The organism is Kitasatospora sp. NPDC023176 (assembly GCF_055560495.1).
Map to the genome: position 1 here is coordinate 14217 of NZ_JBVHIP010000003.1, position 15292 is coordinate 29508.

At 74.6% G+C, this 15292-nt stretch carries 10 protein-coding genes and 1 pseudogene; 3 read left to right on the forward strand and 8 right to left on the reverse strand.

Annotated elements, in window-relative coordinates:
- Positions 1-9 precede the first annotated feature (9 nt).
- Complete coding sequence (gene kdpB, locus ACZ3YL_RS06000) at positions 10-2196, forward strand: potassium-transporting ATPase subunit KdpB (protein ID WP_188303691.1); 2187 nt, start codon at positions 10-12, stop codon at positions 2194-2196.
- 172 nt (positions 2197-2368) lie between these two features.
- Positions 2369-2878 (forward strand): universal stress protein, encoded by a 510-nt coding sequence (locus tag ACZ3YL_RS06005; protein WP_188303690.1) that lies wholly within the window; start codon positions 2369-2371, stop codon positions 2876-2878.
- A gap of 157 nt (positions 2879-3035) precedes the next feature.
- On the opposite strand, the gene ACZ3YL_RS06010 is transcribed toward ACZ3YL_RS06005, so the two are convergent.
- Both ACZ3YL_RS06010 and ACZ3YL_RS06015 read right to left on the reverse strand, forming a co-directional pair.
- Positions 3036-4211, reverse strand: coding sequence for an alpha/beta hydrolase (locus ACZ3YL_RS06010; protein WP_465655756.1), 1176 nt, complete (start codon positions 4209-4211; stop codon positions 3036-3038).
- Between the two features lie 169 nt (positions 4212-4380).
- A pseudogene (locus ACZ3YL_RS06015) lies at positions 4381-4503 on the reverse strand (FAD binding domain-containing protein); the annotation flags it as partial.
- 543 nt (positions 4504-5046) lie between these two features.
- Between ACZ3YL_RS06015 and ACZ3YL_RS06020 the strand changes: the two are divergent.
- Positions 5047-5526: a hypothetical protein gene (locus tag ACZ3YL_RS06020; protein ID WP_465655757.1), complete on the forward strand. Its 480-nt coding sequence runs from the start codon at positions 5047-5049 to the stop codon at positions 5524-5526.
- A 69-nt stretch (positions 5527-5595) separates the two neighbouring features.
- On the opposite strand, the gene ACZ3YL_RS06025 is transcribed toward ACZ3YL_RS06020, so the two are convergent.
- The 6 genes from ACZ3YL_RS06025 to ACZ3YL_RS06050 all read right to left on the reverse strand — a co-directional run bounded on the left by ACZ3YL_RS06025 (position 5596) and on the right by ACZ3YL_RS06050 (position 15278).
- Positions 5596-7560 (reverse strand): Ig domain-containing protein, encoded by a 1965-nt coding sequence (locus tag ACZ3YL_RS06025; protein ID WP_465655760.1) that lies wholly within the window; start codon positions 7558-7560, stop codon positions 5596-5598.
- A gap of 356 nt (positions 7561-7916) precedes the next feature.
- A complete protein-coding gene (locus ACZ3YL_RS06030) occupies positions 7917-8528 on the reverse strand; it encodes a hypothetical protein (RefSeq protein ID WP_465655762.1) in 612 nt (203 codons plus the stop codon).
- Between the two features lie 225 nt (positions 8529-8753).
- The gene (locus ACZ3YL_RS06035; protein WP_188303685.1) at positions 8754-9227 is read right to left on the reverse strand and encodes a hypothetical protein; all 474 of its coding nucleotides are present in this window, start codon (positions 9225-9227) and stop codon (positions 8754-8756) included.
- A 38-nt stretch (positions 9228-9265) separates the two neighbouring features.
- Positions 9266-12541 carry an amino acid adenylation domain-containing protein gene (locus tag ACZ3YL_RS06040; RefSeq protein ID WP_465655764.1) on the reverse strand — a complete coding sequence of 1092 codons (3276 nt, stop codon included), beginning with the start codon at positions 12539-12541 and terminating at the stop codon, positions 9266-9268.
- Positions 12538-14382, reverse strand: a complete 1845-nt coding sequence (locus ACZ3YL_RS06045; protein ID WP_465655767.1) for a non-ribosomal peptide synthetase — start codon at positions 14380-14382, stop codon at positions 12538-12540. The genes ACZ3YL_RS06040 and ACZ3YL_RS06045 overlap by 4 nt, the downstream gene beginning before the upstream one ends.
- Before the next feature lie 113 nt (positions 14383-14495).
- Positions 14496-15278, reverse strand: a complete 783-nt coding sequence (locus ACZ3YL_RS06050) for an alpha/beta hydrolase family protein (RefSeq protein WP_465655769.1) — start codon at positions 15276-15278, stop codon at positions 14496-14498.
- Positions 15279-15292: the final 14 nt, after the last annotated feature.

Consider the following 15292-nt stretch of genomic DNA (forward strand, 5'->3'; position numbering starts at 1 on the left):
CCCGAGACGATGCGCCGTTCGGCCCTCACCCCACCGGATGCCACCGCCGACCAGCAGAACTGGTTCCGCCGCCCGGAGCACGCGCCCGAGCCACCACCGGAGCACCATCCGAGCCACCGGCCGTCCTCACCGCGCGGCCGCCGCACCCTGATCACCCGGCAGCAGCTCGCCGAGGCGCTGCCCGCCGCCGTCCGCAAGCTCCACCCGCGCACCATGATGCGCAACCCGGTGATGCTGGTGGTCGAGACCGGCTCCGCCCTCACCACCATCAACGCCGTCGTCCACCCGAGCGTCTTCGCCTGGGTGATCTCCTTCTGGCTGTGGCTGACGGTGCTGTTCGCCAACCTCGCCGAGGCGGTCGCCGAGAGCCGGGGCAAGGCGCAGGCCGACTACCTGCGCCGGGCGCAACAGGGCATGACGGCCCGGCGGCTGCTGCACTGGCGGGTCGGCACCCGGGACCACCGCCACGAGGTACTCCCCGCCGAGGAGTTGATGCTGCACGACATCGTGCTGGTGCCCGCCGGGGAGGCCGTCCCGCAGGACGGCGAGGTGGTCGAGGGCGTCGCGAGCGTGGACGAGTCCGCGATCACCGGCGAGTCCGCGCCCGTGATCCGCGAGTCCGGCGGCGACCGCACGGCCGTCACCGGCGGGACGAAGGTGCTCTCCGACCACCTGATCGTCCGGGTCACCTCCCGCCCCGGGCAGAGCTTCGTGGACCGGATGATCGCCCTGGTCGAGGGCGCCGACCGGCAGAAGACCCCGAACGAGATCGCCCTCAACATCCTGCTGGCCTCGCTCACCATCGTCTTCCTGCTGTCCGTGGTCTCGCTCCAGCCGATGGCGATCTACGCCCACGCCCCGCAGACCACCGTCGTGCTGGTGGCGCTGATGGTCGCGCTGATCCCGACCACCATCGGCGCACTGCTGTCCGCGATCGGCATCGCCGGGATGGACCGGCTCGTCCAGCGCAACGTCATCGCGCTGTCCGGCCGGGCGGTCGAGGCCGCGGGCGACGTGGACGTGCTGCTGCTGGACAAGACCGGCACCATCACCCACGGCAACCGCCGGGCCGTCGCCCTGCACCCGCTACCCGGCGCGACCACCGAACAGCTCGCCGAGGCCGCCCAGTTGGCCTCCGTCGCGGACGAGACCCCGGAGGGGCGCTCACTCGTCGAACTGACGAACCGTCAGTACTGGGTGCCGCCACGGGCTCCCGGCGAACTCGGCGAGCAGCGGCCCGTACCGTTCACCGCGCACAGCCGGATGAGCGGCGTCGACCTCACCTGGCCGGACGGCACCGGCTGCCTGATCCGCAAGGGCGCGGCCGCCGCCGTCGCCCGCTGGGTGCTGGACTCCGGTGGACGGATCCCGGTGGAGGCCGAGCCGCTGGTCGACCGGATCGCCGCGGCCGGCGGCACCCCGCTGCTGGTCGCCGTGCACGACCGGCACGGCGCCCGCGCGCTCGGCGTGGTCGAGCTCAAGGACGTGATCAAGGAGGGCATCGCCGAACGCTTCGCCGAGCTGCGCCGGATGGGCATCCGCACCGTCATGGTCACCGGCGACAACCCGCTGACCGCCCGGGCGATCGCCGAGGAGGCCGGGGTGGACGACTTCCTCGCCGAGGCCACCCCCGAGGACAAGCTCGCCCACCTCCGGCGCGAACAGGCCGCCGGGAACATGGTGGCGATGACCGGCGACGGCACCAACGACGCGCCCGCCCTCGCCCAGGCCGACGTCGGCGTCGCGATGAACTCCGGCACCCCGGCCGCCAAGGAGGCCGGCAACATGGTCGACCTCGACTCCAATCCGGCGAAGCTGATCGACATCGTCCGGGTCGGCAAGCAACTCCTCATCACCCGGGGCGCGTTGACCACCTTCTCGATCACCAACGACGTGGCCAAGTTCTTCGCGATCATCCCCGCGATGTTCGCCCACGCCTACCCCGGGCTGCACGACCTCAACATCATGGGCCTGCACAGCCCGCAGTCCGCGATCGCCTCCGCGATCATCTTCAACGCGCTGATCATCGTCGCGCTGATCCCGCTCGCGCTGCGCGGCGTGCGCTACCAGCCCGCCTCCGCGACCGACCTGCTCCGGCGCAACCTGCGGGTGTACGGACTGGGCGGGCTGATCCTGCCGTTCCTCGGCATCAAGGCGATCGACCTGCTGATCGAGTTCGTGCCCGGACTGGGCTGAACGGCGCCGCTGTCAGGGGGCCGTCAAGAAGTGCACGACCGGCGTCATGGAGGTGTCAGCGCCGGTACGGACGGGTCGGTTCCGGGGTTCACTGGAGGCATCCGATGCAAGGAGCAACCGACCGGCAGGACTCGACCGGAGTGAGCTACCGGAGAGACGGAGGCGAACGGCCATGACCGGGACCACGACCGGGACCACCCACGGCACCACCCGAGTGATCGTCGGCCTGAGCGGGTCACTGAGCAGTCTGGCCGCCCTTTACCACGCCGTCGGAGAGGCGGCCCGCAACGCGGCCGTGCTGGTGCCCGTCGCCGCCTGGACGACGGGCGACAAGGACGGACTGCGCCCGCTCTCCGAACTGGAGCACGCCGCCCGCCGGCGGCTGGACATCGCCTTCGAGCAGGCCTACGGCGGCTACCCGTCCGACCTGGTCATCCACCCCATGGTGGTGAACGCCGAACCGGGGCCCGCCCTGGTCGCCGCCGTCACCGGACCGGACGACCTGCTCGTCCTCGGCGCGGCCGCCCGGCGCCGCTTCGACCGGCTGCTCGGCACGTCCGTCGCCCGGCACTGTCGGCACCGGGCGGGCTGCCGGGTGGTCGAGGTCTCGCCGTCGGCGCTGCTGACCCGGCTGGAGCTGCCCGCCCGTATGGGGGCACCGCTGCCGCTGCTCGCCCGCTGAGGGCCCTGAGGACCCTGAGGACCGTGAGGACCCGCGGAGGGTTCACCGAGGGCCTGAGGGCCACCGAAACGCCCCGCCGCCTCGGCGCACGCCGTCGAGGCGGCGGGTGCCTTGCCGTCCGGAGGTGCCAGGTGGCGTCCAGAGGCGTCCGGAGGTGTCAGGTGGCGTCCGGCAGGTGCCCGCTGAGCCAGCCCAGCGCGGGCGGGATCAGCCGGTTCCAGGTCGTGAAGTTGTGCCCGCCCGCGTCGACCGTCGCCTGGGCCACCACCAGCGGCGGCCGGGCCGCCGCCGCGAAGGCGCTGGAGTCGGCGTAGCTGCTGCCGTCCTCCTTGCTGTCGGCGAGCAGCACCGCGAGCGCGGGCAGCGGCAGGTGGGCGAGCCGCCAGTTCAGGTCGGCCTCGTCGCGGCGCTGTCGGCTCCCGCCGAAGAGGTCGCCGGTGGTCACGTCCTCGGCCGCCTTGAGGTAGCCGGAGAGCGAGACCACCGCCGGGAAGGTGCCCGGGTGCACCATGCCGAGCTTGACGGCGCAGTAGCCGCCGGTGGAGTCGCCCATGACGCCCAGGCTGCCGGGGCCGCCGAGCACCCGGTAGCCGGCCCGCAGGTCGGCGGGCACGTCGGTGGCGAAGTAGCTCTGCGCCTGCGGGCCGTGCGGGACGTCCTCGCACTCGCTGTCCCGGGGCATGCTGGGCGAGGGCCGCATCAGCACCAGCACGGCCGGTTTCATGGCGCCCTTGCGCAGCAGGTCGAGTTCGGTGGCCGGGTAGCGCAGCTTGGTGACCAGGTTGGCGGCGTCCCCGGGGAAGCCGGTCATCACCAGCACGGCCGGGAAGTGCTTGCCCTCGTTGCCGGGCTGGAAGTACTGGGGCGGCAGGTAGACGTAGCCGTCGGTGCTCAGCCCGGTGGTGGTGCCGGGCAGCCGGACCTTGTCGAGCCGGCCGACCCGGGCCGGGTCACGGCTCGCCGGGCCGGCGCCGGTGATCTCGGCGGTGCCGAGCACCTGCACCCCGGCGGCCGGTCCGCTGCTCGGGGTGCTGCCCGGCGCGCCGGGAGTGCCCGGGGTGGCAGGCGTGCCCGGGGAGCTCTGGATGACGGCGGCGCCGTGCTCGTGCCCGAGCAGGTCGGTCCAGCTGCTGTAGAAGACGAAGTAGTCGTTGACGGCGAGCCCGAGCACAGCCAGCAGGGACAGCTGGGTGACGGCGACGGTGCCGAGCCGCAGGAACATCGCGGGCCAGCTGCGGACGGCGAGCTTCGGCCAGACCCAGAGCGTGCCGAGCACCGTGCCCACCGCGAGCAGCGCCGCCAGTGCCAGCAGCTTGTGACTGGTGAGTCCCATCGGTCCGGCCTCCGCTCCCCCACGTCTCCCTACCACTGTGGACCACCGGCCGGGGGAGCCGCGCCCCCACCCGGTCACCGCCGCCGGGTCACCGCCGCCGGGAGGCCAGCGCCTGCCAGACCAGGTCGCCCAGGAACGGCGGTCGGTGAACCGGATGCCGGTGGCGTCGCCGGCGGATGTGCGGCTGCGGTTCGGAGAACAGGGCCGTCCCGCCGCCGAGCCAGGCGTCGCCGGGCCGCCAGGCGCCGCCGAGGCGGGCGTCCCGTAGCTCGGCCACCGTGTTCAGATCCATGTCGCCCCTCCGTCGCCGGCCGGTCCGGTTCGTCCGGTAGGGCGATTGAAGCGGTCGGGGGCGGGCGTCACGAGTGGTCCAGGGCACCATGCGCACCCGTCCGGCGCTGGTCGGCCCTCCCGGGAGGGCGGCCCACCTGCCCTTGTCCCAAGGGGAGTTGGCCGCTCCGCGGGCCAACTTCGACAGAGGTGTCGAAGTTGGCATGGCCGGGCTATGCTGTCGACAGGTCCGAAGGTGAAACCCCTGCCCCGTCGACGTCCGCACCACCCTGGCGCGCCCGACCGGAAGGAGGCGAGACGCATGGACCGCGGCACCGCGGGTCGCGAGCCGCTCGACGCCCCAGCCCCGCTCCGCGCCTCCAGGCCGCCCTCCGGCAGAACTCCGGCCCACGGCTGAGTTCCTGACGCGTCGTCAACTCCGCGCACACTCCTTCACCGTCTGGCCGCCCGGGCGTGCCCCGGGCCGTTCGCCGCCGTTGTACGGAAGGTGAGTCGCCGCGCCCGCCCCAGCCCTCCGGCCCCCCTGCCGAGGAAGAGGTTTCCCATGACGACGTTCCGGCTCCTCCTCCCCCGCCCCCGTGAGGCGGCGGTCCTGGCCGCCGTCCTCGGGCTGCTCGTGCTGGAGGAGATCGCCCTCGGCCTGGCCGAGGAGGAGGACCGTCCGGTCATCGGCGGCGTCCTGATCGGCGTCTCCTGTTCCGGGCTGCTGGTGGTCGGGGCCGTCCTGCTCGGCCGCTGGCTCGACGCCCGCCGGCCACTGCCGCTGCCCCCGCCCGGCCCCAACGGGCGCGAGTACAGCGCCCGTGCGCTCGAAGGCTTTCCGATGGAGGCCGTCCGCCCGCTGCTGCTCGCCGAACAGGCCCCGCAGCTCGGCCAGTTGTACTCGGCCTGGATGCTCGCCCGGACGGGCCGGCCGGCCCCCTGGATCGCCCGCCGGCTGGGCCTGCCGCTGGACGCCGTCCAGCTGCTGGTGGACGCCGCCCGCGCCCACGCCGACGACCACCGGCCGCTGCCGGAGGCGTGACCGGCGGTGACATGCCGCCGGCCCCGCCACCGCGAACCGCGGTGGCGGGGCCGGCGTCCGGGTGCGGGATCAGCTCTCGCGGCCCGAGGCGTCGTCGATCAGGAACGCGGTGGTCGGGTTGGTGCCGGTCTCGTGGGAGACCAGCTTGAGGCCGATGGTGGTCCCCCAGCCGACCTGCCCGATCAGCGGGGCGAGGTCCACCGACTGGTACTGGTAGCCGTTGGTCGGGTTCTGGCCGCTCCAGGTCTTCACCGTGCCGAGCGGCTGCCCGGTGTACTGGTCGATCGCCACCAGCGACAGCGTGTCGGCGACGGGGGCCGCGGCGTTGACCGGCCGCACGTCCAGCCAGAAGGAGAAGCTCGCCTGCCCGAAGCCCGGGTAGGTGTTGAGGTAGGTGGTGATGGAGTCGTCCGTGCCGGTGTTCTGGCCGAGCCAGGCGTACCAGGAGCCGGAGTGCGGCGCGTGCAGGCTGGACGGGGTGATGATGTTGTACCCCGACGGGCTCCAGGAGTCCGTCATCACGGTGTGGTTGACGTCCGCCGAGCCGTTCTCGAAGCCCGGGTCGATGAGCTGCTCGATCCCGCCGCAGCCCGTCCCGCCGGAGGCGCTGACGTTCTCCCAGAAGCCGGTGGACGCCGTCTTGCCCGCCGGGTCGGTCGCCGTCACGTTGATCCGCTGGTAGCCGTTGGTCGCGGCGGCGGTACCGGAGATCACCCCGGTGCCGGCGTTGATGGCCAGCCCCTGCGGCAGTCCGGTGGCGCTGTAGGTGAGGGCCGCGCCGGTGCCGGAGACGCCCACCGCCGGGATCGACAGCGGCTGCCCGGCCTTGTCGGCGCGGTCGCACATGGTGCTCAGCGAGACCGGCGGGGAGGCCACGATCGGGTCCGAGGCCATGCACAGGTGGTCACTGTTGGACCACAGGGTCTGCAGCGGGAAGCTGCCGGTCGAGAGGTTCTCGGTGAACAGCCCGCCGTTGGAGCCCTGCGGGATCCAGGCGCACTTGTCGCCGATCTCCTGGCCGGTGGCGTCGGTCCAGCCGCCCGGGGTGTTCGGGTCGCTCACCGTCTCCGCGTACTCGTGGCCGCCGATGATCCCGTAGCCGTCCAGCCGCCCGCGCGGGGTGTTCTCGCCGAACCAGTTGGTGCCGCAGCCGGCCACGTCCGTCAGGTACGGCATGTTGGTGTAGGCGAGCTGGCCGTACGACGAGCGCTGGAAGTCGTGCCAGGCGCAGTAGCCCAGCTCCTTCCACTTGTCCGGGTCGGTGCCCTGCGGGGAGTCGATGATGTACTGGACGTTGCGGTTCTGCGCCTCCGTCAGGTTGCCGAAGTGCTTGGCGGCGGCCAGCGCCTCGGCGCCGAGCTGCGGCTCGGTCGCGGCCTGCGGGGCGGGGGCGGCGTTGTCCACCCAGACGCCCGCGAGCACGCTCCCCGGCTGCGGGTACGGGATGTGCGCGGAGCCGGCCGGACACTGGACGGAACCGGCGGCGATGCCCTCGCAGTACTGGGTCAGCACGGCGCTCCAGCCGTCGCCGGCGCTGCCGAGGCCCTTGAAGAAGTCCTGCTGGTAGGGGGCGGCCTGGTCCGGGTCACCGGTGGTCACGGTGTCGCCGCTCGCGTTGGTGGACGGGGTGCCCCACTGGGAGCCCCAGAGCACCAGGTAGACCTTGGGTGCGCCGATCACCACACCGGTCGACTCCTGGCCGCCCTTGTAGGTGACCTGGAGGTCGTACTGGTTGGCGACATTGCCGTCGCCGTTCTTGCCGGTGCCCGGGTCGGCGCCGTCCACCAGCTGGGGTGCCTTGGTGGTGGTGCCGACGGGACCGGCCTTGGCCGCCCCGACCCGGCGCGGGCCGGACTTCTGCGGGGCGGCGGGCTTCGCCGTCTTCGGGGTGCCCGGCTGGGCCACCACGGTGACGGGCTGCGGCGCGTGGGAGTCGGCCATCGCGGACAGCGGACTGCTGAGCGCGGCGCCGGCCAGGGCCGCCGCGAGCGCCACCAGGGCGGTGCGTGGGGCGCGTTGGGCGCGTCGGGGCATGCGGGATCGGAATCTGAACACGGGTCGGGTTCCGTCTCTCGTGACGTGGGGGGGGAGGGAGGGACGAGCGGGGGTGCGCAGGCGGCCCGGGGGCGGGGGCCGGGTCTCACCCGGGTCGACCGCTGTGCAATGCGCCATATGATATTTCACTGATCGGCGCGCACAAGGCCTCCGCACGACACCCGACAGCGCCACCCGCCGACCGGCACGCCCCTCGGAGCCTCACCGCACCCGCCCCAGCTGGCCCGATCGTCCGCGAACCAGCCCCGCGCCAACTCCCCGCCCGGGCACGGATTTTAACCGCCCCTTACCCGAACCCACCTCGTCTTGGCATTCCGGCCGTCAGCCGGCCGCCGTCAGACCCGCCGCCCCGCGTTCGCCTGCGCCACCAGGAAGGGCACCAGCCCGCGCTCCGCCAGGGCCGACCGCCAGGCGTCCCGGGCCCGCACCAGCTCGCCCGGCCCCTCCGCCACCTCGACCTCCGACCCCTTCCCCCGCGCCGCCGACCCCAACAGCCCCAAACCGCCCACCAGCAGACACACCGCCGCCACCCCGGCGGCCACCCAGCCGGCCCCGATCAGCGCGTGCCCCAGCACCTCCAAGTCCTCGGACAGCCCCAGCAGATAACCGAGCACCAGGAACACCACGGCCGCGACGGCCGCGACGATCGGCACGATCACCCCGAGCACGCCCCACCACCCCGACACCCGCGCCGGCGCGTCCACCGGCAGCCGCGCCACCGCGTCGGCGTCCGCCCGCAGCGTCGCGTACCGCTCGTACTCCGGCGCCGCGGCGGCCAGCACGTACTCGGCGTTCTCCCGCGCCGTCCGCCGCAGCCGGTCCACCCCGCGCGCCTCCTCCCCGCTGTCCAGCAGCGCCGCCCGCACCTGCGGCGCGGCCAGCGCCCTCCCCAACTCCGTCTCGAAGTCGGCCCGATCCTGCTGCGGCAGTCGAAGCGGCCTGTCCATGCCGTGCCCCCGTTCGCTGTTCACCTCTGAGCCTTAGTTCTACAGCACTGTAGAACTCGGGACCAGAGCCGGACAGCCCGGTTCACCTGTGGAATCGGGGAAGAGGAAGGATCCCCTCCGTGCACTCGCCCGCGTGCGGCGCAGGCTCCGGAGAGAGCGTCATGGCCCGGCCGGGCGGCCGGGCCACGATGACGGGCGAGTGGGTCACGATGACGGGCGGGTGGCTCAGCCGACCTTGAGACTGACCCGGCGGCTGTCGGCGGAGGCGGAGGGCGACGCGCCGATGTTGGAGACGGTGGCGATCAGGACGGCGTCGACGTCCGGGATCCAGTTGGAGGTCTTGGACTGGACGATCAGCTGGCGCTCCTGCTGGGTGCCGTCGCAGACGATGTCCGCCTCGGCGGTCCGACTGGAGCCGAAGGCCTTGGAGGCGGCGTCCTCCGGGTCCGCCTGCTCGACCGAGACGGTGAGCGAGCGGGCCTCGTCGGCGACCGAGCAGAGGTAACCGACGTTCACCCGGACCCGGCCGGGGACCTTCGGGTCGATCATGGCATCACCGAGGGTCACCACCGTACCGGCCGAATCCCGGACCGAATGCCGGACCGGGGCCTGCGCCCGGGCCGGGTCGGCGGCCTGGGCGGGGGCGGCGAGGCCGGTGAGGGCCGAGGTCAGTGCTGTCAGGACGATCCACCGCTGCACGACAGACTCCAAGGGTTGGGGACGCGTTGCGGCCGACGCTAACCGTCACTCAGAGCACCTGCGCGCCGAGTCGTCCGATCGTCGTACGAACGCTCGGGCGAGGGTGCGGCTGATCGGGTGCCAGGCCCGGCCGGGCCGGCCGGGCCCGCTGGGGCGGCTGGGGCGGCTGGGGCGGCTGGGGCGGCGGTGGCGAACTCGCCCAGCGCGCGGTGCAGCCGGTCGGTGAACTCCTCCGCCCGCGCCTCCCCCAGCACGTCCGCGCGCCGACTCGTGATCAGGTCCCAGCCGCCGTCGCCACGCGGCACCGCCTCGACCAGCAGCTCGTGGGCGGTCCTCGGCGGCGGCACCCGGACCGGCTCCAGCCGCAGGCCGGGGGCGAACTCCCCCCGTGGCGGGCGCTTCTGGAGCACCGCCCAGGCCTGGAACCACGGATGCCGGCCCCGGGGCGGCTTCAGCAGGCGGACCAGTTCGTCGAAGGGCGTCCGGCCGTGCTCCAGCGCGGAGACCACCGCGTCGGCGGTGTGCCGCAGCAGCGCCGCGTCGGTGAGGTCGCGCGCCCCGGGCAGCGGGACGGCCAGCGGGTTCACGAAGTAGCCGACGACCGGTTCGAGGGCGCGGGCCGAGCGCCCGTCGGTCACCGTGCCGAGCGTGACGCCCGGGACGTCGGCGGTGCGCGCCAGGGCCCGGCCGGTGGCCGCCAGCAGGGCCGCCACGGCGGGGCCGCCGTGCCGCCGGGCCGCGCGGGCGGCGCCCTCGACGACCTCGCCCGGCAGCACGGTCAGCGTCTCGATCCGCGGGGCCTCCCCGGCCCGGGCGGGGGCCGGCCAGGCCGGGGGCGGAACGTCCGTCAGCCGGCGCCGCCAGAACGGCAGCTCCTCGCGGGTCCACCGGGCGGCCGCGGCCTGCTCCCACCGGGCGTAGTCGGCGTAGGAGGCGGCCGGGGCAGGCCCGGAACCGCTCTCACCGCCGGGCTCCACCGGCCGCGCCTGGTAGCACCGGCCCAGCTCCGCCAGCAGGACGGACTCCGACCAGCCGTCGAAGGCGATGTGGTGGATCTGCAGGCACAGCAGGTGCCGCTGCCGCTCCAGCCGGCACAGCCGGGCCCGGATCGGGATCTCCTCCTCCAGCGCGAACGGCAGCCGCCACCAGTCCTCGGTGACGGCCCGGGCCACCGCCGCCGGCTCCGCGCCGGACGGGCCCGCCGGGGGCGGGACCACCGCGAACGGCACCCGGGCCCGGTCGCCGCCGAGGACGCGCTGCTCGGGCAGTTCGTCGAGCCACGGGTGGACGGTGCGCAGCGCGGGGTGGCGGACGGCGACGTCGTCCAGGGCCGCCCGGAGGGCGCCCGGGTCCAGCGGGCCGGTGAGCAGGTAGGCCAGGACCAGGACGTTGTCCGCGTCGCCCGGGGAGCCGCGTTCGGCCATCCAGAAGCGGCGCTGAGCGTGGGACAGCGCCACCGGGCCGTCGGCGGCCGGGCCGCCGGTGGCGAGCACGGTGCCGTCGGCGGGCGGTGCGTGCTCGCTGTGCCGGTTCAGCGCGGCCACCGTGCGCAGGCGGTAGACGTCGCCCACGGTGATCCGGACGCCGGACCGGGCACCGGCCCTGGCGGCGAGCCGGACGACGTCCAGCGAGGTGGCGCCGGCCCCGAGGAGGTCGTCGTCCTCGCCGAGCCCCGGGAGACCGAGCAGTTCGCGGGCCGCGCCGAGCAGTTCGCGGGCCGCGCCGAGCAGTTCGCCGCCGGGCGCCGCCGGACGGGTGCCGCCGGCGGGGCCGGGCCGGGTGAGGGCCGCCAGGACGATCGCCGCCGCGGCGCTCTGGTCGGCCTTCCCGGTCGGGCCCAGCGGCAGCCGCTCGGTGTGCACCAGCCGGGTGGGGACCATGGCGCCGAGCAGCCGGTGCGCGGCCGTCCGCCGCAGCTCCGGCCCGGGCACCGGTGCGCCGGTCGCGGTGGTGTACAGCGCGGCCAACTCCGGCCGCCCAGGGGCCGGTTCGACCAGGAACACCAGGCAGGAGGTGACCGCCGGATGGGTCTCCAGCACCGTTTCGACCTCGCCCGGCTCGATCCGCACCCCGCGGAGCTTGACCTGGCGGTCGGTCCGGCCGCGGTGGCGCAGCAGCCCGTCGGCGTCGCGGCCGGCCACGTCCCCGGTGCGGTAGTGGCGGACGCCGTCGAGCAGGACGAACCGTCGGGCGGTCTCCGCCGCGTCCCCCAGGTACCCGGCGGCCAGGCCGTCACCGGAGAGGGCGAGTTCACCGGTGGCCGGGCCGGTCAGCACGGTGCCGTCCGGGCCGAGCAGGACGGCACCGGTGCACGGCACGGGCCGGCCGATCGGGATGTCGGTGCTGTCCTCGGCGACGTCGGCGGGGCCGATCGCGTGGGTGGTGGCGAAGATCGTGCTCTCCGCCGGGCCGTAGCCGTTGACCAGCCGCAGGCCCGGGAAGCGGGTCAGCGCCTCCCGGGCGTGCCGGACGGAGACCCGTTCCCCGCCCACCAGCAGCAGCCGGAGCCGGCCGAACTCCTCGGGAGCCTCCTCCAGCAGGACGGTGAACAGCGAACTCGTCAGCCACATGCTGTCGACGCCCGCGGCCAGGGCGCGGCGCAGCCCGTCCGCGTCGAGGGCGGGCACCCCCCGGTCGAGCAGCACGCACCGGCCGCCGTTGAGCAGCGGCGCCCACAGTTCGAGCGCGAAGGCGTCCCAGGGCAGCGGCGCGGCCTGGAGGAAGACGGTGGTGGCGTCGAGCGGGATCGTCGGGCAGCCGACCAGGGTTCGGATCGTGCCCCGGTGCGGGGAGACGACGCCCTTGGGGCGGCCGGTCGACCCGGAGGTGTAGAAGACGCAGGCGGCGGCGGTGCCGTCGGTGTGCGCCACCGACCCGGCTTCGGGGCCCCGGAGTTCCTCCGACGGAACGATGGCGCCGGCCCCGGCCCCGGCCTCCGGTCGCGGCCGGTCCACCACCACGAGCCGTGCGTCGCTGCGGCGCACCACGTCCGCCGTCCGCTCCGCCGGCCAGGCCGGGTCCATCGCGATGTACGCGGCGCCGGCCGTCAGCACGCCGAGCAGGACGGCGACGAGTTCCGGGGAGCGCTCGATCAGCACCGGGACGAAGTCCCCCGGGCCGATGCCGCGCGCCCGCAGTCCGGCGGCCACCGAGCGGGCCCGGGCCAGCAGTTCGCCGTAGCTCACCGTCTCGTCGCCCTGGCGCAGGGCGAGGGCGTCGGGGGTGCGGCGGGCGTGTCCGGCGACGACCTGGTCGATCCGCTCGCCGAGGTGGTACGGCGAGCGGTCCGCGCCGGGCCGGGTACCGGCACTCACCGGACGGCCCCCGCTCCCCCGGCCTGGTCGGCGGCGGCGGCAGCGTCGACGGCGGCAGCGAGGTCGGCGAGGACGGGGTTGCCGAGGATGGTGCGGAACTCCACGTCGACGCCCAGCTCGCGCTTGATCCGCTTCTGCACCCGGAAGGCGAGCAGCGAGTGGCCGCCCAGGTCGAAGAAGTCGTCCTGGGCGCCGACGCCGTCGGTGGCCAGCAGGGACTCCCAGAGGCCGGCCAGGAACCGTTCCGTCCCGGTGGCCGGTGTCACCCGGCCGTCCCGGCGGGCCCGGTGCCGCGCCACGATCTCCCGGAGCGCGGCCAGGTCGCGCTTGCCGTGCTCGCTGGCGGGGATCTCCGGCAGGACGACGAAGTGGCTGGGCACCAGGTGGTCCGGCAGCCGGGCCTCGGCGAAGGCGCGGACCTCGCCGGTCGGGACGGGGCCGTCGAGCACCAGGCAGGCGACCAGGTGCCGGTCCGCGCCCTCGCCGGACGCCAGCACGACGGCCTCGTGCACCTGCGGGTGGCGGCGCAGCGCCCGGGCCACCTCGCCGGGCTCGACCCGGTAGCCGCGGATCTTCACCTGGTCGTCCGCCCGCCCGGCGAACTCCAGGACGCCGTCGGGGCGTCGGCGGCCGAGGTCGCCGGTGCGGTAGAGCCGGGCCGGCTCCGGGGCGAAGGGGTCGCGCAGGAAGCTGCCCCCGGTGGGCCCGGGTGCGTCGAGGTAGCCGCGGGCCACTCCCGGGCCGCCGATGTGGATCTCGCCGACCTCGCCCGGCGGCACCGGCTGTCCGTCCGGCCCGAGGAGGTGCACCGTCACCCCGTCCAGCGGGCGGCCGATCGGGATGGCGTCGCTCTCGGCGTCCTCGGGCGTGACGGTGTGGGTGGTGGCCACGGTGGTGGTCTCGGCCGGCCCGTACACATTGACGAGTTCGCCGCGGAACCGGCCGGCCAGCAGTTCGCGGCAGGCCGAGGGGAGGAGCACGTCGCCGCCCGCCTGGAGCAGGCGCAGGGGTGCGAAGGCGTCCCGGTCCTCGCGGACGACGTGGTTGACGACCATGGTCGGCACCAGCATCGCGGTGATCCCCCGGCGCCTCAACTCGCCCTGGAAGCCCGCCGCCAGGAGGTCGGGGACGGCCGGGAGCACGACCACCCGCGCGCCGTGCTCGAAGCTGGTCCACATCTCGAAGTGGAAGATGTCGAAGGAGAGGCTGGAGATCTGGCCGGTGCGGTCGTCCGGCCGCAGCCGGGGGGCGCCCTGGTTGCGGGCGTACGAGACGATGTTGCGGTGCTCCAGGACGATGGCCTTGGGCACGCCGGTCGAGCCGGAGGTGAAGAGCACGCTGGCGGCGCTCTCCGGGAGCACTTCGGGTGGTACGAACGCGGCGGGGGCCGCGCCGTCCAGGGCCTCACCGTCCAGCGCTTCGCCGCGGAAGGGCAGCACGTCGACGCCGAGGCCGCCGAGCCGCTCCCGCCACTCCGGGCGGGTGACGACCAGCGCGGCGCCGCCGCGGGTGAGCATCAAGTCCCGCCGGGCGTCGGGGTAGCGGGTGTCCACGGCCAGGTAGGCGGCGCCGGCCTTGAGGATGCCGAGGACGACGACGAAGACGTCGACGGAGCGGTCGAGGTAGAGGCCGACCCGGTCCTCGGCCCGGACCCCGCGGGCCCGCAGCAGGGCGGCCAGGGCGTCGGACCGTTCGTCCAACTCCCGGTACGTCAGCGTCTGTTCGTCGTCGGAGACGGCGGGCCGGTCGGCGAAGCGGGCGACGCCGGCCGCGAAGAGCCCCGTCAGGGTCCCGTTGGTGGTCGCGCTGTCGGTGGTGGTCGCATGGTCGGTGCTGGGCATCGTGATCCCCGGGTGGCGGTGGTTCGGCGGGCAGCGGTGGTTCAGCGGGCGGGGGTGGTTCGGCGGGCAGCGGTGGTTCAGCGGGCGGGGGTGGTTCGGCGGGCAGCGGTGGTTCAGCGGGCAGGGCCGGTGGTGCGCAGGAGGGAGAGGATGGCGTCCCTGGTGCCCTGGTGGCCGAGCAGGTCGTTGCGGGCGCAGTCGATCGTCACCGTGCTGGTCGACCGCGCCCCGGGCCAGGCCGCGCGGAACGGGTGGTCGCGGGAGACGATGTGCAGCGCGTCGCCGCCCCAGGCGGGCGAGGCGGAGTTGTGGGCCGCGACGAGGTGGGTGAGCCAGTCGAGGAAGTGGTCCACCAGCGGGGCGGTGGCCTCCTCGGTCTCCTCCTCGTCCGCGGTGTCCTCGGCGAGCATCTCCACGGCCAACTGCCTTACGGCCGAACGGACTTCCTCGATGGTGCGGTGCGGTTCGGCGCGCAGCCGGCCCGGGTCGAACAGCAGCCGGCCGGTCGCCTCGTCGATGGGGACGGCCGAGCGCCCGCCGCCGAGGACGCCGAGCGCGTCCCGGCACTCCTCCCAGAGCTCGTCGGCCGACGAGGGGCCGCTGTCGAGGAGGATCAGCGCCGGTGGTGCCGGCGTGGCTGCGGTCAGCCGGGCCGCCGCTTCCTGGGCCAGGTGCCCGGCCATGCAGTAGCCGACGACGCCGGCGAGCCGGGCCGGGTCGACGCCGGAGCGGGCGATCAACTGCCGGGCGTAGGCGGCGCCGTGGAGCTCGTCGGGCAGTTCGGCGCGCATCGCGTAGTGGACGTCGACGCCGTGGTCCGCCAGCCGGAGGTCGGCGACGTGTCCGGTCTTCCGGCGTCCGGGGTAGTCGATCACCAGGAGCTGTGGGTGGTCCATGACGGGTGCACCGG

Bases quoted from the DNA above. Each gene is read 5' to 3' on its own strand.
- kdpB (WP_188303691.1), top strand. From the start codon at position 10: ATGCGCCGTTCGGCCCTCACCCCACCGGATGCCACCGCCGACCAGCAG.
- ACZ3YL_RS06005 (WP_188303690.1), top strand. From the start codon at position 2,369: ATGACCGGGACCACGACCGGGACCACCCACGGCACCACCCGAGTGATC.
- ACZ3YL_RS06010 (WP_465655756.1), bottom strand. From the start codon at position 4,211: ATGGGACTCACCAGTCACAAGCTGCTGGCACTGGCGGCGCTGCTCGCG.
- ACZ3YL_RS06020 (WP_465655757.1), top strand. From the start codon at position 5,047: ATGACGACGTTCCGGCTCCTCCTCCCCCGCCCCCGTGAGGCGGCGGTC.
- ACZ3YL_RS06025 (WP_465655760.1), bottom strand. From the start codon at position 7,560: ATGCCCCGACGCGCCCAACGCGCCCCACGCACCGCCCTGGTGGCGCTC.
- ACZ3YL_RS06030 (WP_465655762.1), bottom strand. From the start codon at position 8,528: ATGGACAGGCCGCTTCGACTGCCGCAGCAGGATCGGGCCGACTTCGAG.
- ACZ3YL_RS06045 (WP_465655767.1), bottom strand. From the start codon at position 14,382: ATGCCCAGCACCGACCATGCGACCACCACCGACAGCGCGACCACCAAC.
- ACZ3YL_RS06050 (WP_465655769.1), bottom strand. From the start codon at position 15,278: ATGGACCACCCACAGCTCCTGGTGATCGACTACCCCGGACGCCGGAAG.